Below are 25,329 nucleotides of genomic sequence, written 5' to 3'. Positions count from 1 at the left end.
CTCCATAAATAGATTATATCATAAACGTACATAAGTGGACAACTAAAAAAGAAATAAAAAGTGTTGATTTATTGATTAAATCAACACTTTTACAATTTATTCTCATTGAAAACTACTAAAGTCAGGAAGTAATCAGAAAGTAAAAAAGACACGAGACGAGTCAGGTCCTGATTTAACAAAGGAAATGACCGTTACCGTGTCTTTTTTTACTTAAAATATCTGTAGTCTACATCTGATCCTTGTTGAACTGGTCTTCAATTGTATCAGGTTCAACATGAACATCAGTATGCATGATATCATATTTTTCATACAGCACTTCCTCAATCATTTCAGTCACATCATGTCCCTCCTGAACGGTCATCATCCCGTCCACCAGGATCGTCACATCGACATAGGTATTAGCCCCGTACATCCGTGCTTTAATTGTCGCAACTTCTTTCACATGAGGCAGAAGAAGAATCTCATTTTTATATTCCGTCAGATGTTTATCTTTGAACCCGTCAGATAAGGAAAAGCTGCTGTCCTTGAATACTTCTACACCTGTTTTGATGATGATGAGTGATACGATGACAGCCATTACTCCGTCAAGCCAGCCCCAGCCGAACGAAGCTCCTGTGATGGCAATGGCGGTAGCTGAACTGGTCAGGCTGTCTGCCAAGTTATCTTTGGAGACAGCTTTAAGGCCTGCACTGTTAGCTTTATTTGCCAGAGACAGATTGAATCTGTAAAGGAGATACAATACAATCGCACTTGCGACAGATACAATGGCAGCTGACTGATCTGGAGGCGTGATTTCTCCACTGATTATTCTTACAATACTGCTCTGAAGGACTTGAAACCCGACAAACAGCATAATGAAGGAAGTGATCAGACTGGCGATCGGTTCAGCTTTCCAGTGCCCATAAGGATGATCGGAATCGGCTGGTTTTCGTGCAGTCTTGAGTCCTATTAGGACAGTTACTGAAGAGACGACATCGGTAAGGTTATTGAACCCATCAGCTGAGAGAGAGGCGGCATTCAGAAAATAACCGAGCAGAACTTTTACCAGAGCTAGAATGATATACACACTGATGCTTACTCGAGCTCCGCGTTCGGCAAGTTTTACTCTATTGTATTTATTGGGCATATTTTGTTCCTCCATCTTTTTAAACAGATCCTACTTATAGTATATAATGGTTCGGAACTTTTCAACAACAGGAGCTTCCTTTTTAACAATTACTTATTTTTTAGGACGGACGAGAAACCACACTATTTAAATTTAAAAATAGGTATAGAGTAATGTGAAAAAGGATGATCTCTTTTTCCAAAAAATGTGGAGATTATTGTAAACTGACTGGAGAATGGTCAGCTGGATTAGTATAAGGGAATAGGAAGTGAATGTCTTTTAGTTGAAGGGTTATGGTCCACTGAGATGGAAATATAAGTTGAGTGGTGAGTAGTTGAGGGATTAGTGCCCACTGAGATGGAAAAATAAGTTGAGAGGTGAGTAGTTGAGGGATTAGTGCCCACTGAGATGGAAAAATAAGTTGAGAGGTCCATAGTTGAGGGATTAGTACCCACTGAGATGGAAATATAAGTTGAGTGGTCAGTAGTTGAAGGGTTATGGTCCACTGAGATGGAAATATAAGTTGAGTGGTCAATCTGACACACAACCAAGAAAGAACGCAATCTGGCAACCGCCAGCGGCTGGCAATATAATCGAACAAAAAACCCTTTATTAGTCAGATGACAAGCTAGTTGTCTATAACTAATAAAGGGTCGAATGATTTAACGATTACTTTAACCAGGCGATACTACCATTCGTTGATCGACTGGCGTTCACCTTTAAAGTTGTTTTTCTTCTGGTGACGTGAAGCCAGAACAGATTCCACATCATCTACTGTGACACCGGATTGATGGAGAAGGACACCTAAATGATACAGCACGTCGGCCGCCTCATTCCTGATTTCTTCCTTATCTTCATTCTTGGCACCGATGACTAGTTCAAAGGATTCCTCTCCGAACTTTTTACTGATCTTATCAATACCCTCGTTGAGAAGATAATGTGTATAAGATTTTTCATCAGAAGATGTCGCACGATTTTTTACCATGGCTTCAATATCCCGTAAGGAGAAGGAAGACGCAAGGTTGAAACAGCTGTCGCTGCCTGTATGACAAGTAGGGCCAGCTGGATCGACCATAATTAGAAGAGCATCATCATCACAATCCAGATACATGTCAGTGATGTACTGCATATTCCCACTGGATTCGCCTTTTTTCCACAGTCTATCTTTTGAACGGGAGAAGAACCAGACGACTTTTTCCTTCTTAGTGAGTTCAAACGCTTCTTCGTTCATATAGCCCATCATACGGACTTCTTTCGTGATATGATGCTGTAGGATAACCGGTAGCAATCCTTTTGAAAAGTCAGGTTTAAGTGTAGTGTAATCAGACATGTCTTACAGGCACTCCTTTCGAATCGCATAGATCTTTCACTTGCTGAATGGATACATCCTGGTCATGGAAAATGGAGGCAGCCAGTCCAGCTGACACATCTGTCTCCAGGAAAAGAGAGATGAAATCTTCGGCACTGCCGGCACCGCCAGAAGCGATAATTGGAATGGTGACTTCTTTCTGAATGATGGAAAGAAGTTTGTGATCAAAGCCGTTCTGCATGCCGTCGTAGTCCATACTTGTGACCAGCAGTTCGCCAGCTCCACGACGTTCGACTTCTTTAATCCAGTCAATTGTCCGGATATCCGTACGCTGCTTGCCGCCATGAGTGTAGCAGAACCAGTCCTGCTTATCTTCTTCCCATTTCGCATCGATGGCAATACAGATGCATTGGGCACCGAATTTTTCGCTTGTTTCATTGATCAGATCGGGATTTTTAAGCGCGGCCGAGTTCAGACTGACTTTATCTGCACCGGCGTTCAGTACAGCAGAAATGTCTTCGATGGACTTCAGTCCGCCTCCGATTGTCATAGGGATGAACAGTTCTTTTGCCGTTTTACTGATAACATCGAGCATTAATGCATTACCGGTCTGAGTTGCTGAAATATCAAGAAAGACAAGCTCGTCGGCACCGAGCGCATTGTATCGTTTCGCCAATTCAACAGGATCGCCGATTTCCCGCAGTCCTTTAAACTGGATTCCTTTAACGACTACACCATCTTTTACATCCAGACAGGGGATGATTCGTTTCTTTATCATTTAATTGATGCCCTCCCAGAATGTAGTCGTATTAGCTGCTTTTCCAACGATCGCAGCTTTGACACCTGCATCTTCAAGCTGGTTCATATCTTCAAGACTTCTGATCCCTCCGGAAGCAGTGACCGAGTGTGGGGTCGCCTGGACTAAAGCTTTTGTCAGTTCAAAGTTTGGTCCCTGCATTTTTCCATCTTTTGAGATGTCAGTATAGATGATCCCGCCAAGTTTCAAGGAAGCCGTTTCCTCAGCTACATCAAAGATCGTACGGTCCACTGACTCTGTCCAGCCGTTTACCGCAATCTGATCTTTCTTTGCATCTAGACCCAAGTAAATTTTTCCTGGGTAGAGATCAGCCATTTTTTTCAGCCATTCACTGTCTAGAAGCCCACGGGTACCCACTATGACATAAGAAGCCCCGTTTTTTAAATAATAATCGATTGTTTCCTGTTTACGGATGCCGCCACCGATTTCAACAGGACGTTCGCTCGTTTGAATCAGATCTTTAATAAAAGCTTCCTCTGCAGGTTTCTGATGAAGGGCACCCATCAGATCGACAATGTGAATCCGTTTCACCTGGTCGAACTGATTGTAGAAGGCGATGGCTTCCTGGGGAGTACGACTCATGACTTCTTTCGTCCCGTAATCTCCTTCGGTCAGTCGGACACTTTCGTTATCGATCAGATCGATCGCCGGCCATAATTCTATCATTTGATGTACCCGCCTTTCAGTGCCTGATCAAGAATCTGAAGACCTTTGTCGCCACTTTTTTCCGGGTGAAACTGAATGCCGATGATGTTGTCTTTCTGAACAATAGCTACCACATCGTCCTCATAAGTCGCTTTTGCCACGACATTTTCTTCCGTATGGACTTTATATGAATGTATGAAATAGACGTCTTCATTCAGAGAAGCATTTGGCGCATCAAGTTTATTCCAGCCCAAGTGAGGAACAGGTAGCTGGCAGATCATCTTCCTGACTTGTCCGGGAAGGAAGTTCAACCCGTCGACATTTCCTTCTTCACTGTGCTCGAAAAGCAGCTGCATGCCTAAGCAGATACCGATAAACGGCTTGGTTTCCTTCAGTTTGTTCAGCTCCGGAATCAGATCGAGTTCATTCAAACGGGTCATGGCATCTTTGAAATGACCGACACCGGGAAGGATGATCTGGTCAGCCTCTTCCAGCTCTTCAACATCGTGAGTAACTTTCACTTCATAGCCCAGATAAGTCAAGGCATTAGTCAAATTGGCAATATTTCCGAGCCCGTAGTCGACGATCGCAATCATGCTTCGATCACTCCTTTCGAAGAAGGCAGTCTGGAAATAGAGGAGTCGCTGGCCGCCTGACGAAGAGCCTGAGCATAAGACTTGAAGAGAGACTCGATTTCATGGTGTGTATTGCCGCCTCTGATCAGGTCAAGATGCGCCGTCAGACGGGCATTAATCGTCAGCGCATAAAAGAATTCCTTGACCAGCTGAACGTTGAAGGTACCAACGGTCTGGCTGGAAAAAGCTGCTTCAAAGTGCAGATAAGGACGTCCGCTGACATCAATGACTGTTCGAGTCAATGTCTCATCCATAGGAATATAAGCCGTACCGTAGCGCTGAATGGATGACTTATCTTCCATCAGTTCAGCAATTGCCTGTCCAAGCAGGATACCGACATCTTCTGTGGTGTGGTGATCATCAACATCTGTGTCGCCATCCACTTTAAGTTCGATGACATAATGACCATGAAACGCAAAGAGGTCCAGCATATGGTTCAGAAAGCCGACGCCAGTATCGATATGCGACGCTTCAAGTCCTTTGCTGATAGACAACTTAATAGAGGTTTCTTTTGTCTTGCGTTCTTTAGTTATGGTCATTGCGCTTGTCTCCATTCTTTTAAAATAGTCTGCAGATCACTTAGCTGCTCTTCAGTGGCGATGGAATATCTGACAATCTGTCTTAATGCAGGATTGTCGGATTCTGGATACATTCTTGGTAAAAATCCTCGTTCGACAATGTATTCTCCCAGATCGACAGCTTTTTCTCCGTAGGTAAAGATGAAATTAGTCGAACTGTCCAGGATATCGATCACATCACCGACTTCGTCCTGGAAAATCTGTTTCAGATTTTTTGAAAGAGTACGGTTCAATTCAATAAATTTATCCAGACGGTCAGTCTGGTTGAGAAGGTAGTTGGCTACGTTAAGAGAAAACGTGTTTAACGGATAAGGGTGGGCGATAGAGTTGAGAATGCCCATCGTCTTCTCTGTAGAAGTAGCGACACCTACACGCAGACCTGCCAAGCCGTAAACCTTACTCAAGGTTCTTAGACGGATGACATGATCGCCTTCAGGATAAGTCATCTGATCTTCAATAAACTCTCCATAAGCCTCATCAATAATGAAATAACCGCCAGCTTCTTTCATAAGAACTGAAGCTTGTTCGACGAACTCTGAAGGATGAAGCGTACCGAATGGGTTATTCGGCTGTGAAAAGATAAAGACAGAAGGATTTAATTCCTTGATCTTCTTATAGACTTCTTCGTAATCGAAGGTCCAGTCGTCAAGACAGTTGATTTTTGTCAGTTTACGTCCGAACTGCTTGGCATATTCTTCATACATCACAAAGTCTGGATCCAGCACAAGAACAGGCCTGTCACCAAGAACGATCATTGCTTTCTGTATCCATTCATCAGACCCGTTTGCAAATGAAATCAGATCAGGATCAAATCCATTGTATGCTGCATAACTCTTCTGAAGTTCCAGATACTCATCTTCTGCATATTGATTAAAGTGCGTGTCTACAGCGATTTTTCCTATTTCTTCTTCGCTGAGTGCGCGGTAAGGACTTTCGTTTTTATCTATTCGAATCATTTGAGATCCTCCCATCTGCTGGCTAATGAATCATAGTGAGCATTCAGTTTTTCTTCTTCGGCCATGCGCATGCCTCCTGGTGCCATGGTCATGAATGTCTCTTTTTCTAAAGCAATAATTGAGTTTGTTCTTAAGAAATCATTTACTGTCAGACCATTGCTGAATCGAGCAGTGCCTCCAGTTGGAAGGACGTGACTCGGACCGGCAATATAATCCCCAATGGCTTCAGGCGAATAGTCGCCGATAAACAAAGCACCAGCTGTGGTAATACGGTCCACATAATCAGCTGCATCATTAGTCTGGATCGAGACATGTTCGCCTGCAATCAGATTGATGATATCGATTGTTTCGTCTCTAGAATCGGTCAGAATATTAAAGTGATGATTTGCCAGACTTTCTCTGATGATCGACTCACGAGGCTGTTTCCTAAGCCCTTTCTGAACCTGTCCATAAATTTCCTGAAGTTTAGCTTCATTCTCGCTTACTAAAAATGTTCTAGCTTCAACATCGTGTTCAGCTTGAGCGAGGATGTCGAAAGCTGCCCATTTTGCGTTAGTGCTTTCATCAACAGCGATGACTATTTCACTTGGGCCTGCAATTGAATCGATGCCCACATCGCCGTATACAAGCTTCTTGGCCAAAGCAACATACTGATTGCCAGGACCAACAATTTTATCTACCTTAGGGATCGTTTCAGTTCCATATGCAAGGGCTGCAATAGCCTGTGCGCCGCCAACCTGAAAGACACGGTCAACGCCTGAAATGTGACATGCAGCAAGAATAGCTGGATGTACACCATCAGTTTGAGGCGGAGTAGTCACGATGATTTCATTTACACCAGCTACTTTCGCAAGAACAGCCGTCATTAAAACGGTAGAAAGTAAAGGCGCCGTTCCTCCAGGCACATATACACCGACACGTTTGAGAGGATGTACTTTCTGGAATAGTTCCTTTCCTTCACTATCTGATAGCTTAATGGAAGACTGATAACGACTGATATTGTCATGTGCTTCCTCCATAGCATGTCTCAAATCATCATCTATGGAAGAAACGGCTTTTTCCAGTTCAGACCGAGGAATTTCAAGCTCATCGATGTCCACGTTATCGAACTGACTGCTGTATGATTTAAGAGCACAATCTTTGTCTTTCTGAACAGACTGGATAATATCCATGACCGATTGCGTTTTCGTCCAGTCCACACTATTGATCGTTTTAAATTTATCTTTAAATGACTGAGCTGTGTACATCTAAGCACCTACTTTTTTGAATTGATTGATGATTGACTGTATTTCAGTATTCTTAGAGAAGAATGCATGCTTGTTTGAAATAAGGCGTGCATTGATGTCATCAAGACGAATCTGTTCTTCCAGACCATTGTCTCTTAGAGTCGTACCTGTCTGAACGATATCCATGATGGCATCGGCCATGTCGATTGTCGCGGCCAGTTCAACTGAACCTTTTAGATAGATGATTTTAACAGGCTGCATAATTGAATCAAAGTAATTTTGAGTAAACTGTACATATTTTGTAGCTACAACTGGATAGACATCCTTAGGTTCTTTAGCTGCCAGTGCAAAGTGGCAGTAGCCGAACGGCAGATCCATCAGATTATTGATGTGTCTGTTCTGTTCGTACAGGACATCACTTCCTGTTATGCCCAAATCAGCGACGCCTTCTTCCACATAAACTGGAACATCTTCACCTTTGACCAAAAGAAATCTCACTGAGTCGGTGTTCACAACCAATTCTCTAGACACTGATTCGAGTGCATCGCTCCAGTTGGTCATGTCTATGCTTTTTAAAAATGCTATAAAGTCTTTCAACTGTCTTCCTTTTGATAAAGCTATAGTAATCATCTCTTGCTCCTTCACAAAACGGTTTAGTATGTTAAGTCTGTTAGGTTGATCGCCATACCAAAGGCTTTTGTCGGACTGGAATACTGTCCGCCGGTAACGATCGGCTCTACAGTCTGATCAGTATAGAATTGCAGAAAAATCCCCTTATAGTACGATTGAGCCGGAAGTGAGAATAAGTCACTGTAAACTATCGGGATATTTTTTTCTTCCAGTGCATTACGCCAGTTGATAATTTCATTGACTGGGTCTTTCAGGTCAGGAAACTGGTCTCTGGCGAAATGGAGCTGGTCGGGAACCGGTTGGCTCATCAGTTGAACGACAGGATGAGTTTGACCTAAATACTTAGTCAGTCCATCCAGGTTACGTTCTCTCAACAGATGTCTGACTTCCGGATCTTGAAGTTCGTCTTTACTCAGTAGTCTTTTCAATAGAGAATAGTGACTGATCACTGCTACTGAAACCGTCTGTTTAAGATGAGTCTGTAGATAATCAAGCAGATCTTTCATTGACGACTGCTGTGTATCGATATCTTCTGAGAAAATCTCCATTCCGAACTGCATGCGTTCCTTGTTATAGGAATAAACCGGACCGGAATAAGCTATTTTATCAGTTTTTAATTTGTATTTTTTCCGGTATCTGACTATGGCATCCGTCCAGTCGCTTCTGATTGATAGAAGGGAATCGTTTGCCTGCCAGGTATACCGGTTGGTCATTGATTTTAAATCATCTGGTGACAAACTGTCCCAGCGAAATTCTTCGAGGATCGAGAGGTCGAGCAGGTCATAACCGAGATGATGGAAATGATGGAGAAACTCCCATTCTTGATGTTTTTTATCCAATATATGCTGGTTATTCTGTTCGAATAGCATTAGTCGTTTCCTCATTTCTCTTTTTTTAATGATTTGATACAATAGGAGTATCTAAATCACGTAATAAAAAAATACTAACATAAAATTAGTTAATGTGAAAGCTGTTTTGTTGTCACCTATAATAAGGAGGACTTATGTTATCAGATAGTCATATACACACTCAGTACTGCCCGCACGGTTCGGATGCTGAAATGGAAGAATACGTAAAGACAGCCATCAGTAAAGGATTGAAGGAAATGACCTTTACAGAACATGCCCCTCTGGTCATCGATGACCCGACTCCTGAGAATGACAGTGCTATGTCCTGGGAAGATGTAGAGGCTTATATTAAAGAGGGAAAGGAACTGAAGGAAAAATATAAGGATCAGCTGATCATTAATATAGGGTTTGAAATTGACTATATTGAAGGGAAAGAAGAAGAGACACTTGAGTTTCTGAAGAAACATTCCGATTTCGTTCCTCATTCCATACTCAGTGTTCATATGATCCGATTGAGCAATGAAGAGTATTTCTGTATCGATTACGAGAAGGATGCATTTTTAGAAAAAATCAGTGAAGTCGGGTATGATACATTAGTCAGTAAATACGAAGATACACTTTATAAAGCACTTGCCGATCCTTATGGTGAACTAACCCCTAAAACGATCGGTCATATTACGCTGATCAATAAGTTTGAGAAAGCGTACGACCAGGTCGACACGATCGACTGGGTCAAGGTACTCGAACGTATTAAAGAAAAGGGGTACCGGATGGATTACAATTTCGCCGGGCTGGATAAGCCCTACCACAAGCAGACCTATCCACCAGAAACTCTGGTAAAAAAAGCAGTTGATTTAGCTATCCCTCTTAGATTCGGATCAGATGCCCATCATCCCGATGAAGTCGGACGCTATTTTGAAAGGAGTATAAAAAAATGAGTCAATTAAATTTTGAAGTACTTGAGCACTTAGCAGTCTTGTCAGAGAATCCCAAAGGCTGGAGGAAAGAACTGAATCTGGTTAGTTGGAACGACAGACCAGCTAAGTTCGATATTAGAGACTGGAGCCCGGATCACTTGAAGATGGGAAAGGGAATTACACTGGACAATACAGAAATGAAGGCATTGAAGAAACAATTACTTGAAATCGACCTGTAAAGACAGGTACTATAAAGGTAAATATGGAAATGAAGGAGAGATAGTATTGGAAAAAGTTCGGCTGAATAATGGTTTATCCATCCCATACTTGGGGACAGGAACAAATACTTACGGCAAAGAAAACAATGATTACAATGGTAAATTGAATGGCGACTTCTCTGCACTTGAGTCCGCAATCAATTTAGGGTATCGTCTGATCGATACTGCCATCTCCTACCGCAACGAAGCAGGTGTGGGCAAAACGATTAAAGACAGCGGCATTCCTCGTGAAGAATTTTTTATCACAACTAAAATTCCGGCAGATGATCAGTATATCAAAGATAAAGAGGCAGTTAGAAAGACACTCGATCAAAGTCTTGAAAACCTGCAGACAGATTACATCGACTTGTACCTGATCCATAAACCTATTGAAGATGAAGAGAAACTGCGTCTGACTTGGGAAGTACTGGAAGAGTACGTCGGAAAAGACAAAATCAAAACAATCGGGGTATCTAATTTTTCAATCGATGATTTGAAACGCCTGGATGCTTTTGCTACTGTCAAGCCGGCAGTGAACCAGATCAAGTCCAATCCGACTGAATGGAACAATGAATGGATCAAGTACATGTTTAAGGAAGATATCCGACCGCAAGCCTGGGGACCAATGAAAACCTCTGAGGCGCATAGAGAGGTGTTGGGGGACATAGGCACAGCTTATAATAAAACCTGGGGACAAGTTCTTCTACGTTACCAGACCCAGCGCGGCGTGATCGTGATTCCGAAATCGCATAACCCTGAGAACCAGAAAGCTAATCTGGAAAGTCTGGATTTCACACTTTCTGATGAAGACATGAGTCGAATCGACGAACTGTAAGAAACTGGAACCGAGACAGAAAAAAACCGTCAGATCAAGGAGGTTAATTCCTTAGCCTGACGGTTTTTATAGGCTCATCTTTGTGATCCATCGATGAATCTATTGTTATTCAGTCCTGGTATCTATTTAAGTGCAAGCTTAGCCAACTGGTCAGCTCGTTCATTGTAAAGAACGCCGGTGTGAGCTTTAACCTTTACAAAATGGACATTGATTTCCTGAGCGTATTTCTTGAAGTAGGTGACGTAATCTTTAGAGACTGTTTTATTGGCTTTCCATCTTTCAGTAGCCCACATTTCAATTCCTAGATAATCGTAATGAATGATGACCGATTTATAGCCATGACTGACTGCCCATTTTATGGCATTTAAGGCCCCAAAGCATTCTCCTGCAATTTGAAAGCTTTCAGCATACTTCGGATCATCTGCAGCATTAGCCAGTTCATCAAGCACTTTTCCATCTTTAATCATGACTACACCGTAACTGTATTTTTTTGCCCGTTTATCGAATGATCCATCTACATAGGCAATGACCGACTCAGGGGTTTCTTCAACAGGAGCGGAATCTGATCCCTTCAGATAATTCTCGGCCTCAGATTTAGTCGTAAATGACTTAAACTCTGCGTTTGAAAAGCCAGAGATCACTTTTTGAGCATCACTCCAAGTTGTGAAAACACCTGTCTGTCTTCCTTTTTTAACTGCGTAATATTTTTTTGGCATAGGTACTCCTTAATTCATTCAATCTTAATATTACTCTAGAAGAAAATGGAGGGAATGTCAATATCATGGTCCGTCAGGGCACCTCATTATCAATATTGAGCGGTCATTCAAAACTCTTATCTATAAGAAAAGACACCTTCACTCATCACGTTAAAGATGAAGAAAAGGCATCTAAGCTGACGATATCGATATGAAATAGTAGGGAAAGACGGGAATAATAAGATCTGAACAGTCCCACAAAGATCAGCATAAATGGAATATACATATGGAAGCGTATAAACTAAAAACCCTTATTGAGATAGTGACAAACCTGAAGAAAAAAGGTAGGCTTAACAGAGGACGAAGGAGTGAAAAACTTGAGTAAAAAATGGTTGATGCAATTATTTAAGAGAAGAGTCATATTGGCGTTGTTAATTATTATTCAATTTGCGATTTTCGGGTTCGTAGTTAACCAGTCGCTGGCCTATTCCTTTTTCTTGGAGACAGTGTTTACCATACTGTCTATAGGTGTAGCTCTTCATGTTGTCTGGGAGAGAGGAAAAGAAGCTTATAAAATTACATGGATTTTGCAAGTCCTGATTTTTCCTGTATACGGCACATTATTTTACTTGATATTTAAAAGACAGACACAGACAAAAAAGCTGCAGGCAAAACTCGAACAGATTTACCAGGTTCATTTCTCATTTGCTGGACATGAGGAGCCAGTTTTAAACGAAGCGAAAACTGATTTTCCTCATCATGGAAGACTCATGCATTATCTGACATATGCTGGTGGCTTTCCAGTCTATAATCATACTGAGACAGCCTATTATCCGATTGGAGAATCATATTTTGAGGCTATGCAGGAGGCAATCAGTAAAGCAGAGTCCTACATATTTTTTGAATTTTTTATTGTGGCAGAAGGTAAGATGTGGGAAAAACTTCTGGACTTGCTGGTTGAAAAGGCAGAGCAGGGAGTAGATGTTCGTGTCTTGTATGATGACATTGGCAGTTTCGTTACCTTGCCTTCCGATATGAAAGAGCAGCTGGAAGAAAAGGGAATCAGTTGTCGAATATATAACCCATTCCATCCTATTATTACCTCTTCACAAAATAACCGGGACCATAGAAAAATCCTTTCAATCGACGGAAAAGTAGCTTTTACTGGTGGAATAAATATAGCTGATGAATATATTAACGAAATTGAGAGGTTCGGTCACTGGAAAGACAATGGGATCAAGCTGACAGGGAAAGGAGCCTGGGGTCTGACACTCATTTTCCTTCAGTTATGGCAGTCTATGGACGATCATATAGATACTGAAGATTTAAAAAGCCTTCAACCGGTTAACTGGGAGACCAGTACAAGTGAGGCTCATTCAACACATTATGTCCAGCCCTTCTCTGACAGTCCGACTGACAAGAAAAACTTTGGTGAACATGTATTGATTAAAATGATACATGCTGCAAAAGAATCGGTGTGTATTTACACCCCCTATCTGATACTAGATGAAAACCTTGAAACTGCACTCATACTGGCAGCCGAAAGTGGAATCGATGTAAAAATCATTACGCCTAAGAAATGGGATAAGTATCTCGTTCACATGACCACACAGTCTTACTACTCTGAACTGATAGAGGCAGGCATCAGTATATATGAGTATACACCAGGGTTCATGCATGCAAAGACTGTTCTTGTGGATGATGAAGCAGCACTTGTCGGGACCATCAATTTTGATTATCGAAGCTTGTACCTCCATTTTGAGAATGCAGTAATATTATTTGGGGGGACAATCATGCATGACATTAGAAAAGATTTTGACGAAACGATCAGGTCCAGTGAACTGATGACTGATTATACGGTAAATCAATCTCCCGTCAGACGTCTGACGAAAAGTGTACTGAGACTATTTGCCCCGCTGATGTAAAGAAAGGATGAGGCTATGGACTCGCTGACGATTGGATCCACTAAAATAACCTGGTTAAACGGAGGAGTGACCATGATGGATGGAGGTGCCATGTTTGGACCGGTACCTAAACCTTTGTGGAGCCGTCGCTACCCGTGCAATGAAAAAAATCAGATTGAACTCGTGACTGAACCGATGCTCATTGAAAAAAATGACACGCTTTCACTCATTGATGCAGGGATCGGTAGGGGTCGACTCTCGGACAAACAGAAGCTGATATACGGCGCCTATGAAGAATCGACCATAGAAGAAGACCTGGCCTTACTCGGATTTGAACCAGGGGACATTGACAGAGTGCTCATGACCCATATGCACTTCGACCATGTTACCGGCTTAGTGAAAGATGTCGACGGTCGGAAAGTACCAGTGTTTCCAAATGCGCAGGTTTTCGTTGAGAGCAGGGAATGGGAAGCTATACAGCATCCCTCCAAACGTACGAGCGGAACATATTGGGAAGATAACTGGCGTGCGATCGCTTCTCAGATAACTTGTTTCGATGATTCGATTGAAGTAGGAAAAGGAATCGAACTGATCCATATAGGAGGTCATAGTCCAGGGCAATGCCTGGTCAAGATAACGAATAGAGAGAAGGTGGCAGTACATTTATCGGATGTCTTCCCCACACATGCACATATCAACCCATTATGGGTCACTGCCTTCGATGACTATCCGCTCGATTCCATCGAAGCAAAAGAGACTTGGATCAACAGAGGATTGGAAGAAGGATGGACGTTTCTTTATTATCATGACGCGTATTACAGAGCACTGGTATTTGATAAGGAGACCAGGGAAATTAGCTGGTCTCTTAAACGGACCAAAGATCCAGCAGAAGCATTTCATCTTTGAAATTACTTGAAAAATAGGAGTTAGGGGTCGAATGTGATAGTATAAAGCTGGAGGAAAAACAATGGAAAAGATTACGATCTTTCATACCAACGATATTCATTCTCAGCTTTCATACTGGCCCAGAATAGCACACTTTCTGACCCAGGAGAAACAAAGGCTGATGAGTAAAAAGGAAACAGTATATGTCTTTGATGACGGAGATGCCACAGACCGAGTCCATCCTCTGACCGAGGCAACAGACGGGAAAGCAATTGCAGAGCTTCTTCATGATGGAGCATACGATGCTGTGACTATAGGAAATAATGAGGGGATTGGAAATACTAAAGATCAGCTTAATGACTTGTTTTCTGAAGCTAGATATGAAGTGGTTGTATCCAATTTAAAAGATAAAGAAACAAATAGCAGACCGGACTGGGCAAGAGAAATTATTTTGCTCGAAACTAATGGCGGGCATACATTTGCACTAGTCGGTCTGACCATTCCACTGCCGATGAGTTATGATTCATTGGGGTGGAATGTAGAAGATCCTTTCCACGTCCTTGATGAACTAATAAGGTCGTACAGAAACAAGGTAGATGGGTTTATTCTGTTGAGCCACCTAGGGCTGCCCACTGACAGGGAGATAGCTGAACGCTACCCAGAAGTACTCATAATTATGGGGGGACATACTCATCACCTGCTGCCGGAAGGCGAAATGATCGAAGGCACACTGATAGCCGGTGCTGGAAAATTTGGTACACATATAGGGAAAATTACGTTAGAATATGGTAAAGACAATCAGATGCTAATGACTGCTGAAGTAATCGATGTCCGTTCACAAGTTGATCCTGTTCCAGATGAACACGTGGACATGAATGAACTTTACAGAATAGGAAACAGGATGCTGGAGCATGAAGTTCTTGGGGAATTGAAGCATCCACTCAACAAAGAGCAAGTTGCAGAACCGAATCTGATTTCACTGACGCTTGCAGCTATGACCAGTTTGAGCGAGACGAACATCGCTGTGGTCAATACAGGGCTTTTTTTAGAGTCGCTTCCCAAAGGGCTGATCAACAGGAGGCAGCTGCATGAAGTTCTTCCGCACCCGATGAGAGTAGTCGAGGTAAGCATGAACGGAAACAGCCTCAGGCGACTGCTCAATCAAATGGAGCAGCAGAGAGAAAAGTTGAAAATATTGCCTGTTAAAGGATACGGATTTAGAGGAAAGATATTTGGAGATCTTTATTTTCAGGGAATAGAAAAGAACAAAGAGGGCATCTATATCAATGGAAAAGAACTTGATCAGAACAGACAGTATAAACTGATCACAGTTGACTATTTTCTTTATGTTCCTTTCTTTCCGGAACTTCAGGCACAGGCCTCTGTTAGAATGATCAGTCCCGATTTCTTAAGAACAATCGTCGGTAATTACATTGCACACCAGACTTCGAATTTATTAGATGAAAGGGAAGAATCATCGTGACAGACAATAAAGAAAAGAATATTAGCCGACCAGGCACTGAGGATAAGATTGATGAACTGGTCAAAACAGATGAAAAAGTAGTGAAAAAACTTGATACCGAAACACTTGAGATTGCCGGTGACAGGTATACAATCAAAGAAAATTACAGAGATGCGCTTGATCTGGAACTGCTTGAGGACCGATACACTGATCTACTGGAAAAATATGACTTTATCGTCGGAGATATGTCATATGGCAAATTAAGATTAAGAGGGTTCTATCACGACAGCAACAAAAAAGCACCAATTGATATGAAAATCGGTCACCTAGAAGACTACTTGAGTGAATACTGCAGTTTCGGCTGTGCTTATTTTGTTCTTGAGAGTCTTGAAACGAAGAAGAAACAGCGGTCGTATCCTAACCCGGATCCTCACTTCAAGCAGACTCAGAAAAAACCTCAGAAGAGAAGATCAGATAAGTCAAGAAGAAAATCTTCCGGACAAAAACAGAGCCAGTCTACTGGAGCCAAGGCTGCAAAAGAGTCAACGAAAAAGCCATCACGTGACTCACAGAAAAAGAAAGCAAGTGAGCCGACTAAAAAGAAGGCAGACAGAAAGTCTTTCACTAAAAAGAACCGGACTGAAAGCAAGCCCAATACAAAAAAGACTGAAAATGTAAAAGAAGTGAAAAATGAAAAGGGTAGCACGCGTTTTCAGATCAGAAAGAAAAAGTAATTAAGTAAAGGAGTTTCCAAATGACTGACAACAATTATAAAGGATACCTTATCGATCTGGACGGCACTATGTATAAGGGAAAAGAACCTATCGAACAGGCCCCGCGCTTTATCCGTCAACTTAAGAAGAGTCAGACCCCTTATATATTCCTGACTAACAATTCTACCAGTAGTCCGGAAGAAGTGGCAATTAAATTGAAATCCCAGTTCAATGTTCCCGCAGAAGCAGAGGAAGTCTACACCAGTTCCCTGGCCACAGCTGATTATGTTAAGAACCTGGAAGGCAACAGAGTGTTTGTTGTCGGAGAGAAGGGCCTGATCGAAGCCTTGGAACAGGTCGGATGTGAGATTGTCGAAGAGGATATCGATCATGTAGTCGTCGGCTTGGATAGAGAGTTGACCTATGAAAAATGTATGATTGCCAGTCTGGCCATTCAGAATGGGGCTTCATTCATTGCAACTAACAAAGACACGAACCTGCCTAATGAATTAGGGCTCGTACCTGGAGCTGGTTCTCTAGTCGCTCTCATCGAAAAATCGACACGAGTGGAACCGACTTTTATTGGAAAGCCGGAGAGTTACATTATGGAATCAGCACTTAAGAAAATAGGTCTGAACCGTGATGAGGTTCTGATGGTCGGAGACAATTATGAAACGGATATCCTCGCAGGTATCAACAATGGAGTTGATACGCTTCTGGTACTCACAGGCTTTACGTCAAAAGAGGATCTCGACCAGTTTGCTGATGAGCCGACTTTTGTGATAGACACCTTGGATGATTGGAGTGTTTAGAATGAATGCTCTAAGAAAAGCAGGAGGTGTAACGAGTCTGATCCTCCTGATCATCACTGCAAGTATTGCGGTGGTCATCTTGTTTACTCCACTTTACCAGCTGACTGTCAGAATTCATGATTTACCTGAACGGTTGAATATGACCTACGAAGGAATCATGGACAATTACTACGTGCTCCTAAGGTATCTCCATTTTCCTTGGATCACTGAACTGGAGTTTTTGGATTTTCCGAGTTCAGAGAGCGGACTGTTTCATTTCTGGGAAGTCAAGATTCTCTTTTACATCAATTACGGGATTCTGATCATTTCCAGCGTGACCAGTTTCTTTTACATGAGATACGTTAAAAGAAACAGAATGATCTGGACACTCCAGAGACCATTTTTCATTGCAAGTCTGGTTCCGCCTGCGCTGCTTTTCTTTCTGGCAGTAAACTTTGACAGAATGTTCGTTTTATTTCACGAGATTTTCTTCAACAACGATTACTGGCTGTTCAATCCCGCTACGGATCCCATCATCCTGGCACTTCCACAGGAATTCTTTATGTACTGCTTCATTCTATTTTTCATTCTCATAGAAGGAGCATTCATCGGGATGTACTGGTACAGCAAAAAACGTGCATTCAATTAAAAGGACCGGTCACTTACATGAGTCTGCCTATCTGGCAGATTTTATGTGAGGGACCGGTCTTTATCTGTTATTTCATTATATCTGAGATTTCAGGATTATCGTGTGCAACCCGACTTGCTGCAGCCGCAGCGATTGCACCGACGATGTCATCCAGGAATGTATGGGTTTCTTGTGTATTCTTGTGATAATCTAGTCGACTGATGACTTTTGGCTTAGTTTTGTCTAGAAACCCGTAGTTGGTGAAACCAATGGAGCCATACACGTTGACAATGGATAAAGCTAGAATCTCATCAATTCCATACAGCCCCTCATCTTCTTTGATGATTTCCTGAAGGGGACTAGACAATTTGTTTTCTTCGCATAATACATCAAGCTCTATTCCAGTCAGAATGGCATTTTGAACCTCTCGTTTCCTGATGACAGCTTGAACATTATCCAAGCATAAATCCATGGTGATTTCTGTGAGGTAAGGTTTTTGAAGATCATAAACCAGTTCGGCAATCTCTTCCAGAGTCACACCTCTGTCTTTTAACCTCTTTAAAGCTACTTTATGCAGTTCTGAACCTGATTGAACCATTTTGACTCCTCCTTATTAGTGTTTATTAATCTTCAAAAGTTAATTTTGTACTTTGGATTGGCTGAGCATGTTCATTTGGATAAATGGAATGAATGGCATGATTGACCGCAGTAGGGGCTTCTCCAAATCCCGTGGCAATCAGCTTTATTTTGCCATCAAAGGTCATACTGTCACCTGCAGCATAAATTCCTTCAATGGATGTTTCCATTTTTGAATTGACGACGATATCGGTCTGTTCAAGAGCGATATTCCAGTCTTTTACTGGACCCAGTGAAGAGACGAAACCATAATTGACAATGAAATAATCCAGATCGACAGAGAACTTGTATTCTCCTCGTGTTTCTTTAAATTCCACGGCTTTAAGCTGCCCGTTTTCCTCCACGAAATTGTGAGGGATATAAGGAGTAAGGACCTCAATACTGGAAGACCTTACCATCTCCACAGAGCCTTCATGGGCCCTGAATCGCTCTCGTCTGTGAACAAGAATAACTTTTTTGGCAATGGGCTCCAGAGTCAGTGCCCAGTCAACTGCTGTATCCCCTCCGCCGCATATGACAACAGTTTTATTTTTATACTGCTCCAGATCTTTGACAATATAATGCAGATTAGCTTCCTCGAAAACTTCTGCATTGGGAAGAGATAAGGTTCTCGGGCTGAAGGAGCCCTGACCAGTTGTAATGATCACTGTCTTAGAAAAATGACTGCCTTTATTGGTCGTTAATTTAAAGAGCTGATCGTCCAGTTTGTCAATGGTCAGTACTTTTTCATCAAGACAAATCGTCTGGTCGAAGTGCTGCATCTGCGCGGTCAGCTGATGAACCAGTTCTTTTCCGGTAACACCTGCGTATCCTCCTACATCATAAATAGTTTTCTCCGGATAAAGGAGGGAGACTTGTCCGCCCAGTACAGGGAGTGATTCGATCAGTTTAGTTTTTGCATTTCTCATACCCGCATAGAAAGCTGCGAACATGCCTACAGGCCCACCGCCTATAATAGTGATATCGTATAGTTCTTCTGACAGATTCAAAACAAACCCTCCATAATATAACTGTAGATCAATATAGCATGCCAATCAACAAAGCGATCACGACACCTGAAAGAATACCAAAAAAGACTTCAATCGGTTTGTGTCCAAGATATTCCCTGGACTGCCTTTCTTCTTTCATTGCTTCGATCTCTTCCTGAGTCTGATGAGTGAACTTTTTTCTGAAATTTTCGAAATCAGCTAGCAGTTCATTGATCAGAATACCATGTTCACCACTCTGGCGTCTGACCCCCATGGAATCGAACATGACGATGACCCCGAATGTCGCGGCAATAGCTACATATGGAGACTGAATGCCGTATTCTGATATCATACTCGTTATCAGGGCAGTTACTCCTGCCGAGTGAGAACTCGGCATCCCACCAGTCGATGTGGCAAGTGCCACTGATGATGGCCGGTTTAATAATAGAGCAACAGGGACTTTGATGATCTGAGAAATAATAATAGCTGAAAAAGCAGCTACCAATGGATAATTGTTAAATAGTGTCATGAAAATCTTCCTTTGATTAAAATAGAAACCTTCTTAATAATAACATGAATAAATACTGATGATGATTAAAAAGTGTTACAATTAGAAAGTTATTGGCAATCCAACAGAACTGCGGTACACTAAATAGAGATAAACATTAGGAGGAATACGAATGACTCAATTTCCACAATTAAACTTGGATCAGGTAACTGGACCAAAAGCTGTAGTTAAAACCAACATGGGAGACATCACTATTCAGCTCTTTCCTGAAGAGGCACCTAAGACAGTAGAAAACTTTGTCGGACTATCAAAAAAAGGATACTATGACGGTGTCATCTTTCACCGTGTCATTCCAAATTTTATGATACAAGGTGGAGACCCTACTGGAAGCGGAATGGGCGGTGAAAGTTTTTTTGGAGGGAACTTCGAAGATGAATTCAGTCCATCGCTGTTCAACCTGAATGGCGCACTGTCTATGGCTAACGCAGGACCAAATACTAACTCAAGTCAGTTCTTCATCGTGACTATGAGCGATACTCCAGCACAAATGGTTTCTCAACTAGAAGGTGCAGGATTCCCGGAAGAAATCATTGAAGCATATAAGGAAAACGGGGGAACCCCTTGGCTTGATCAGAAACACACTGTATTCGGTCATGTCATTGAAGGATACGAAGTAGCTGAAGCGATCCAGAATGTAGAAAGAAACGCAATGGACAAACCTAATAAAGATATCATCATTGAAACGGTCACGATCCAAGACTAACAGGGGCCATTCAATCAGTAATTTTATAAGTTTAGGAGGCATGACATGTTAGGTGCAATAGAAGCTGGAGGAACGAAGTTTGTATTGGCCGTCAGCGATGATGAGTTCAATATTTTAGAAAGACAGTCGATCCCGACCACGACTCCGGAACAAACGTTTGAGAAAGTGTTCGAGTTTTTTGATCAGTACGACGTCAGCGCCATCGGAATCGGGTCATTTGGCCCAATAGATGTCAACATAAAATCAGCGACTTATGGGTACATCACATCTACCCCAAAAACGGCCTGGGAAAACACAGATTTTATCGGTGTGATGAAAGAAAGGTATTCTGTTCCAATGGGCTGGACCACAGACGTAAATGCTGCGGCCCTAGGTGAATTGACCTATGGTGCTGCCAAGGGAAAAGAGTCCTGTCTCTACCTTACTGTAGGAACCGGCGTAGGTGGCGGGGCAGTGATCAAAGGAGAACCTTTAGAAGGATTTGGTCATCCTGAAATGGGACACATCCTTGTCAGAAAACATCCTGAAGATCATTTCGAAGGGCACTGTCCTTACCATGGGGACTGCCTTGAAGGGCTCGCCGCAGGACCGGCTGTAGAAAAACGCTACGGGAAGAAAGCTCAGGAGCTTACGAATAATGAGCAAGTCTGGGAGATTGAAGCTCACTACCTTGCCCAGGCGCTAATGAGTTATACGTTGACACTTAGTCCTGAGAAAATTATTTTAGGCGGAGGAGTCATGAAACAGGCTCAGCTTTTCCCGCTCATCAGAGACAAATTCATACGACTGATGAATGACTATGTACAGACCCCCGATATGGAAGAATACATCGTCTCACCACAACTGAAAGATGATGCCGGCATTACTGGCTGTCTCATACTCGCTCAACGCGCATTATAACGAATAGTCCCATCAGGTATACGGCCGTCACTTTACTAGAGGCTCATATTCCTGAAGGGACTTTTTCTTATTGTTCAAATACTTTTCTGATTCTGTTCAGACCATCTCTGAGTACGGATTCGGGTACTGCAAAATTCAGCCGCATGAAACATTTGACGTTTTGGCCGTAACTGATGCCGAACAGAGACGAAGCGATTTTTTAAATCTTGATCGTAGACTGGTTCATGATTATCAAAGTACATATCGGGCACCCAAAATGGCAAAGCATTTTGACTGCTGAATCACTCTTCTGTCAAATCCCACTTGACACTCCCAGTTTTATGACGGTCGATCACTTTGTCAAAATTCATAACATCACCCCAATGGTCTTTACCCATAGTATCAGCTAAATATAGGCTAAATGCAAGGGGAGTTTAAAAGAAGATAGTTTCCAATATCTTTCATTTCATGCTATACTACTAAAGGATGATTTAATGAAAACCATGATGACGGAGAGGGGAATTCATGGTGTACAAAATAGGACAAAAAGTTAGAGGAAAAGTCATTGGGATCCAGCCATATGGCGTGTTTGTAGCGATAGATGATGAAACACAGGGCCTCATACATATATCTGAATTAAAACACGGATATATCAAAAGCATCTCCGATGTCATCAATAAAGGAGATATGGTGGATGTCATCATTATGGATATTGACGAATATTCCGGAAAAATCAGCCTGTCACTAAGAAGTCTGCATAAACCTAAATTCCATCCATTTTCAAACAAACGTAACATTGCCCGCTATGGGAAGAAAACTGGAATCGGATTTAAGTCGATCGAAGACAAGCTGCCAAAGTGGGTAGAGCAGGCACTGAATGAAATAGATGCACAAAAGAACAGCAGAAGAAACGGCTGACTGATTATTTGCTTAGAAAGGTGTTAATAAACTTGATGAAAGAAAATCATTATGTTGCATGTACGATTCTTGTAAAAGATGAAAATGGACGGTATGTGTTCCTTGTAAGGAAACAAGATGAAGGCTTTGCTTTTTTAGCAACAACTGTAAAGCCTAAACAAACAGGCCTTGCCAGTGTAATCGACAGGCTTAAGCAAGTAAGCAATCTGGACATTGAAAAGCTTGAACTTAATGAGCTGACTAATGCCATCGTAGACGACAATCGGATCCCACTGTTCGTTTTCATTTATGAAAACGGCGACCTCGACCGCCCCGATGACTTATTAACCGAAAATACGGATCTGTCATGGGTGCATTCAGAAAACGTGATCACCACATTGGAACAATGGAAAATTTCTGGTGTTCCGCAATTTCTACTTATATAAGCAAATTAATCTATTTTGGAGGATGATAATATGACTAAAATCAATTTTGACTACTCAAAAGTGGTTGGACAATTTATTAATGAAGACGAACTGAAAAACATGCAGCCGCAAGTCGATGTAGCGCACAAGATGATTCAGGAGAAGACTGGTCCAGGAAATGATTTTTTAGGTTGGGTCGATCTGCCTGTAGACTACGACAAAGAAGAGTTTGCTCGCATAGAAAAAGCTGCACAGAAAATCAAATCAGATTCTGACGTTTTAGTCGTTATTGGAATCGGGGGATCTTACCTTGGAGCTAAGGCGGCTTTGGACTTCCTTACACATTCCTTCTACAACGAGTTAAACAGCGAAAACCGAGGCGCTCCGCAAATATTCTTTGCCGGAAATAATATCAGCTCTACTTACATCAGTGATCTAATAGAAGTAATTGGAGATAAGGATTTTTCTGTCAACGTGATTTCTAAATCTGGAACTACTACAGAACCTGCTTTAGCATTCAGAGTCTTCAAGAGCCTGCTGATCGACAAGTACGGGGAAGAAGAAGCTAAAGGAAGAATCTATGCGACGACAGACAAAGAAAAAGGGGCACTTAAATCTCTTGCAGATGCAGAAGGGTATGAGACGTTTGTCATTCCCGATGATGTGGGCGGACGCTTTTCTGTCCTGACAGCTGTTGGTCTGCTTCCAATAGCAGTAGGTGGTGGAGACATCACTGCATTAATGAAAGGGGCAGCTCAGGCTCGTAGTGATTTCTCAGAAGATGATCTAAACAGTAATCTGGCTTACCAGTATGCTGCATTCCGAAACATCCTATATAGAAAAGGAAAAGTCACTGAACTGCTTATCAACTACGAACCAAAACTTCAGTATTTTTCTGAATGGTGGAAACAGTTATTTGGTGAATCAGAAGGGAAGGACCAGCGTGGAATCTATCCATCCAGCGCCAACTTCTCTACAGATCTTCATTCGTTAGGCCAGTATATTCAGGAAGGTAGAAGAAATCTGTTCGAAACAGTCATTAAAGTCGATAAACCTTCCAAATCAATGTCAATTCCTACCGAAAAAGAAGACCTTGATGGTTTAGGTTACCTGGAAGGAAAAGAAATCGATTTTGTAAATACTAAAGCATTTGAAGGCACTTTGCTTGCTCATACAGATGGAGAAGTACCTAACTTCGTTGTTACTATTCCAGATACGTCTGCTTATACTCTTGGTTACCTGTTCTACTTCTTTGAGATTGCAGTAGCTTTATCAGGTTACCTGAACAGCGTCAATCCATTTGACCAGCCGGGCGTAGAGGCGTACAAGAGAAACATGTTTGCCTTACTTGGAAAACCTGGTTTCGAGGACCTTGCGAAAGAATTGAACAATCGTTTATAAACTTTCACTTTTAAAGAAGGGCATTTATGCTCTTCTTTTTTCTTTTCCTTTAAACGAAAATAGGGTATGATTATTAGCTATAGGGGGAGTAGAAATGAATCAGATCATAGTTAAAGAAGCAGAAGTTTCTGATATAGCAAAGATTAAAAAGATCCTGCACAGTACAGCAGTGTGGCTGAACCATAAAGGATCTGAACAATGGGCCGGTCTGCTTAAAGGAGAGGATGTACATAATATTCAGGCAGCGGTAGAGAGAAAAGAGGTCTATCTAGCCTATAAGGACAAAAGTATATTAGGCACGTTTGCTCTCTGGGATAAGCAGACACCGTGGGATATAGACTTATGGGGAGAAGAGAAAAGTAGGAAGTATCTTTACCTTCACAGAATAGCACTCGATAGTGACCAGCATGGAAAAAATAGAGGAAAATTTCTACTGGAGGCAGCTCAGTTGATTGCGAAAGAGAGTGGGAAACAAGGAATAAGGCTGGACTGCATTGCAGGCAATCCAAACTTAAACTCATTTTATCAGGCGAACGAATTTGAATATGTAAAAACAGTCCATGACTATGATAACGGAGAAGGCCTGCAGGATTATAACCTTTATGAATGGAAAGTGAAAAAAGATACTGAAAAGTATTGACGATGATCCAAATACCTGTTATTATTAATTTCGTTGCTGCAAAACACTTATGTGTAAAGGCAACACAAAAAAAGTGAAATAATCGTTGACAAGTAATTGACGATAAGTTATACTAAAATAGTTGTCATACGAGTAAAGGTAACGCTTTCAACTTCGAAGAAATAAACAAAAATATTTCAAAAAAGGTTGACGCTTAGACAGCGACATGGTATGATATAAAAGTTGTTGCGAAAGACAAACAACAAAAATTGAACGAGATAGATCTTTGAAAACTGAACAAAGTAGAAACAACCAAATGTGCAGGGGTCTTCGATTCTTTTGGAGTCGAAGGCAACAAACGAGTTAACATGGTTAACTCACAAGTAATACAATGAGC

The 25,329-nt window shown here is 41.8% G+C and carries 29 protein-coding genes; 15 read left to right on the top strand and 14 right to left on the bottom strand.

Annotation, left to right across the window (positions count from 1 at the left end; translation table 11 throughout):
* Nucleotides 1-226: 226 nt before the first annotated feature.
* From ACYQ4S_RS05350 to ACYQ4S_RS05305, 10 genes are all read right to left on the bottom strand, one after another.
* Nucleotides 227-1,126: a cation diffusion facilitator family transporter gene (locus ACYQ4S_RS05350; RefSeq protein WP_346025305.1), complete on the bottom strand. Its 900-nt coding sequence runs from the start codon at nucleotides 1,124-1,126 to the stop codon at nucleotides 227-229.
* A 667-nt stretch (nucleotides 1,127-1,793) separates the two neighbouring features.
* Nucleotides 1,794-2,435 (bottom strand): bifunctional phosphoribosyl-AMP cyclohydrolase/phosphoribosyl-ATP diphosphatase HisIE, encoded by a 642-nt coding sequence (gene hisIE / locus ACYQ4S_RS05345; protein ID WP_346025306.1) that lies wholly within the window; start codon nucleotides 2,433-2,435, stop codon nucleotides 1,794-1,796.
* Complete coding sequence (gene hisF, locus ACYQ4S_RS05340) at nucleotides 2,428-3,192, bottom strand: imidazole glycerol phosphate synthase subunit HisF (RefSeq protein ID WP_346025307.1); 765 nt, start codon at nucleotides 3,190-3,192, stop codon at nucleotides 2,428-2,430. The genes hisIE and hisF overlap by 8 nt, the downstream gene beginning before the upstream one ends.
* Complete coding sequence (hisA, locus tag ACYQ4S_RS05335; RefSeq protein WP_459769857.1) at nucleotides 3,193-3,897, bottom strand: 1-(5-phosphoribosyl)-5-((5-phosphoribosylamino)methylideneamino)imidazole-4-carboxamide isomerase; 705 nt, start codon at nucleotides 3,895-3,897, stop codon at nucleotides 3,193-3,195.
* The gene (hisH, locus tag ACYQ4S_RS05330; protein WP_459769855.1) at nucleotides 3,894-4,472 is read right to left on the bottom strand and encodes an imidazole glycerol phosphate synthase subunit HisH; all 579 of its coding nucleotides are present in this window, start codon (nucleotides 4,470-4,472) and stop codon (nucleotides 3,894-3,896) included. The genes hisA and hisH overlap by 4 nt, the downstream gene beginning before the upstream one ends.
* Nucleotides 4,469-5,050 (bottom strand): imidazoleglycerol-phosphate dehydratase HisB, encoded by a 582-nt coding sequence (gene hisB / locus ACYQ4S_RS05325; protein ID WP_459769854.1) that lies wholly within the window; start codon nucleotides 5,048-5,050, stop codon nucleotides 4,469-4,471. Before hisB ends, hisH begins: the two co-directional genes overlap by 4 nt.
* Nucleotides 5,047-6,045, bottom strand: coding sequence for a pyridoxal phosphate-dependent aminotransferase (locus ACYQ4S_RS05320; RefSeq protein ID WP_459769852.1), 999 nt, complete (start codon nucleotides 6,043-6,045; stop codon nucleotides 5,047-5,049). Before ACYQ4S_RS05320 ends, hisB begins: the two co-directional genes overlap by 4 nt.
* Nucleotides 6,042-7,292 carry a histidinol dehydrogenase gene (gene hisD / locus ACYQ4S_RS05315; protein ID WP_459769850.1) on the bottom strand — a complete coding sequence of 417 codons (1,251 nt, stop codon included), beginning with the start codon at nucleotides 7,290-7,292 and terminating at the stop codon, nucleotides 6,042-6,044. Before hisD ends, ACYQ4S_RS05320 begins: the two co-directional genes overlap by 4 nt.
* On the bottom strand, nucleotides 7,293-7,901 hold the full coding sequence (gene hisG, locus ACYQ4S_RS05310) for an ATP phosphoribosyltransferase (protein ID WP_459769848.1): 609 nt from the start codon (nucleotides 7,899-7,901) through the stop codon (nucleotides 7,293-7,295). It lies immediately after the preceding gene.
* A 23-nt stretch (nucleotides 7,902-7,924) separates the two neighbouring features.
* Nucleotides 7,925-8,770 (bottom strand): ATP phosphoribosyltransferase regulatory subunit, encoded by an 846-nt coding sequence (locus ACYQ4S_RS05305; RefSeq protein WP_459769846.1) that lies wholly within the window; start codon nucleotides 8,768-8,770, stop codon nucleotides 7,925-7,927.
* A 134-nt stretch (nucleotides 8,771-8,904) separates the two neighbouring features.
* Between ACYQ4S_RS05305 and hisJ the strand changes: the two genes are divergently transcribed.
* From hisJ to ACYQ4S_RS05290, 3 genes are read left to right on the top strand one after another with little or no spacing between them, the layout of a single operon-like run.
* On the top strand, nucleotides 8,905-9,687 hold the full coding sequence (gene hisJ, locus ACYQ4S_RS05300) for a histidinol-phosphatase HisJ (protein ID WP_459769844.1): 783 nt from the start codon (nucleotides 8,905-8,907) through the stop codon (nucleotides 9,685-9,687).
* Complete coding sequence (locus ACYQ4S_RS05295) at nucleotides 9,684-9,905, top strand: YdbC family protein (protein ID WP_091268463.1); 222 nt, start codon at nucleotides 9,684-9,686, stop codon at nucleotides 9,903-9,905. Before hisJ ends, ACYQ4S_RS05295 begins: the two co-directional genes overlap by 4 nt.
* A gap of 46 nt (nucleotides 9,906-9,951) precedes the next feature.
* Nucleotides 9,952-10,758, top strand: a complete 807-nt coding sequence (locus tag ACYQ4S_RS05290; RefSeq protein WP_459769843.1) for an aldo/keto reductase — start codon at nucleotides 9,952-9,954, stop codon at nucleotides 10,756-10,758.
* A 122-nt stretch (nucleotides 10,759-10,880) separates the two neighbouring features.
* On the opposite strand, the gene ACYQ4S_RS05285 is transcribed toward ACYQ4S_RS05290, so the two are convergent.
* Entirely contained in the window at nucleotides 10,881-11,474 is a 594-nt protein-coding gene (locus tag ACYQ4S_RS05285; protein WP_459769841.1) for a ribonuclease H1 domain-containing protein, read from the bottom strand.
* Between the two features lie 356 nt (nucleotides 11,475-11,830).
* Between ACYQ4S_RS05285 and cls the strand changes: the two genes are divergently transcribed.
* The 6 genes from cls (at nucleotide 11,831) to ACYQ4S_RS05255 (ending at nucleotide 17,857) form a co-directional block, all read left to right on the top strand.
* Nucleotides 11,831-13,378, top strand: a complete 1,548-nt coding sequence (gene cls / locus ACYQ4S_RS05280) for a cardiolipin synthase (RefSeq protein ID WP_459769839.1) — start codon at nucleotides 11,831-11,833, stop codon at nucleotides 13,376-13,378.
* 15 nt (nucleotides 13,379-13,393) lie between these two features.
* Nucleotides 13,394-14,263 carry an MBL fold metallo-hydrolase gene (locus ACYQ4S_RS05275; protein WP_459769837.1) on the top strand — a complete coding sequence of 290 codons (870 nt, stop codon included), beginning with the start codon at nucleotides 13,394-13,396 and terminating at the stop codon, nucleotides 14,261-14,263.
* Between the two features lie 61 nt (nucleotides 14,264-14,324).
* Nucleotides 14,325-15,725: a bifunctional metallophosphatase/5'-nucleotidase gene (locus tag ACYQ4S_RS05270; protein WP_459769836.1), complete on the top strand. Its 1,401-nt coding sequence runs from the start codon at nucleotides 14,325-14,327 to the stop codon at nucleotides 15,723-15,725.
* A complete protein-coding gene (locus tag ACYQ4S_RS05265; protein ID WP_459769834.1) occupies nucleotides 15,722-16,438 on the top strand; it encodes a YutD family protein in 717 nt (238 codons plus the stop codon). Before ACYQ4S_RS05270 ends, ACYQ4S_RS05265 begins: the two co-directional genes overlap by 4 nt.
* A gap of 20 nt (nucleotides 16,439-16,458) precedes the next feature.
* Entirely contained in the window at nucleotides 16,459-17,229 is a 771-nt protein-coding gene (locus tag ACYQ4S_RS05260) for a TIGR01457 family HAD-type hydrolase (protein ID WP_459769832.1), read from the top strand.
* A 1-nt stretch (nucleotide 17,230) separates the two neighbouring features.
* Nucleotides 17,231-17,857 (top strand): TIGR01906 family membrane protein, encoded by a 627-nt coding sequence (locus ACYQ4S_RS05255; protein WP_459769830.1) that lies wholly within the window; start codon nucleotides 17,231-17,233, stop codon nucleotides 17,855-17,857.
* 67 nt (nucleotides 17,858-17,924) lie between these two features.
* Here the strand turns inward: ACYQ4S_RS05255 and ACYQ4S_RS05250 are convergent, their stop codons facing one another.
* From ACYQ4S_RS05250 to ACYQ4S_RS05240, 3 genes are read right to left on the bottom strand one after another with little or no spacing between them, the layout of a single operon-like run.
* Nucleotides 17,925-18,434, bottom strand: a complete 510-nt coding sequence (locus tag ACYQ4S_RS05250; protein ID WP_459769828.1) for a phosphatidylglycerophosphatase A family protein — start codon at nucleotides 18,432-18,434, stop codon at nucleotides 17,925-17,927.
* Nucleotides 18,435-18,459: 25 nt separating this feature from the next.
* Nucleotides 18,460-19,461, bottom strand: a complete 1,002-nt coding sequence (locus tag ACYQ4S_RS05245) for an NAD(P)/FAD-dependent oxidoreductase (protein WP_459769826.1) — start codon at nucleotides 19,459-19,461, stop codon at nucleotides 18,460-18,462.
* Between the two features lie 28 nt (nucleotides 19,462-19,489).
* Nucleotides 19,490-19,969 carry a divergent PAP2 family protein gene (locus tag ACYQ4S_RS05240; RefSeq protein ID WP_346025326.1) on the bottom strand — a complete coding sequence of 160 codons (480 nt, stop codon included), beginning with the start codon at nucleotides 19,967-19,969 and terminating at the stop codon, nucleotides 19,490-19,492.
* Between the two features lie 151 nt (nucleotides 19,970-20,120).
* On the opposite strand from ACYQ4S_RS05240, the gene ACYQ4S_RS05235 reads away from it, so the two are divergent.
* The 6 genes from ACYQ4S_RS05235 to ACYQ4S_RS05210 all read left to right on the top strand — a co-directional run bounded on the left by ACYQ4S_RS05235 (nucleotide 20,121) and on the right by ACYQ4S_RS05210 (nucleotide 24,953).
* A complete protein-coding gene (locus ACYQ4S_RS05235) occupies nucleotides 20,121-20,711 on the top strand; it encodes a peptidylprolyl isomerase (protein ID WP_346025327.1) in 591 nt (196 codons plus the stop codon).
* 45 nt (nucleotides 20,712-20,756) lie between these two features.
* Nucleotides 20,757-21,611: an ROK family protein gene (locus ACYQ4S_RS05230; protein ID WP_459769824.1), complete on the top strand. Its 855-nt coding sequence runs from the start codon at nucleotides 20,757-20,759 to the stop codon at nucleotides 21,609-21,611.
* 504 nt (nucleotides 21,612-22,115) lie between these two features.
* A complete protein-coding gene (locus ACYQ4S_RS05225) occupies nucleotides 22,116-22,508 on the top strand; it encodes a CvfD/Ygs/GSP13 family RNA-binding post-transcriptional regulator (RefSeq protein ID WP_091268938.1) in 393 nt (130 codons plus the stop codon).
* A 35-nt stretch (nucleotides 22,509-22,543) separates the two neighbouring features.
* Nucleotides 22,544-22,933: a hypothetical protein gene (locus ACYQ4S_RS05220; RefSeq protein WP_459769860.1), complete on the top strand. Its 390-nt coding sequence runs from the start codon at nucleotides 22,544-22,546 to the stop codon at nucleotides 22,931-22,933.
* Nucleotides 22,934-22,963: 30 nt separating this feature from the next.
* Nucleotides 22,964-24,313 (top strand): glucose-6-phosphate isomerase, encoded by a 1,350-nt coding sequence (locus ACYQ4S_RS05215; protein ID WP_459769821.1) that lies wholly within the window; start codon nucleotides 22,964-22,966, stop codon nucleotides 24,311-24,313.
* A 94-nt stretch (nucleotides 24,314-24,407) separates the two neighbouring features.
* Entirely contained in the window at nucleotides 24,408-24,953 is a 546-nt protein-coding gene (locus tag ACYQ4S_RS05210; RefSeq protein ID WP_346024354.1) for a GNAT family N-acetyltransferase, read from the top strand.
* Nucleotides 24,954-25,329: the final 376 nt, after the last annotated feature.

The organism is Alkalibacterium sp. s-m-28, assembly GCF_054658175.1.
This window is presented reverse-complemented; position numbering and strand designations above follow the sequence as displayed.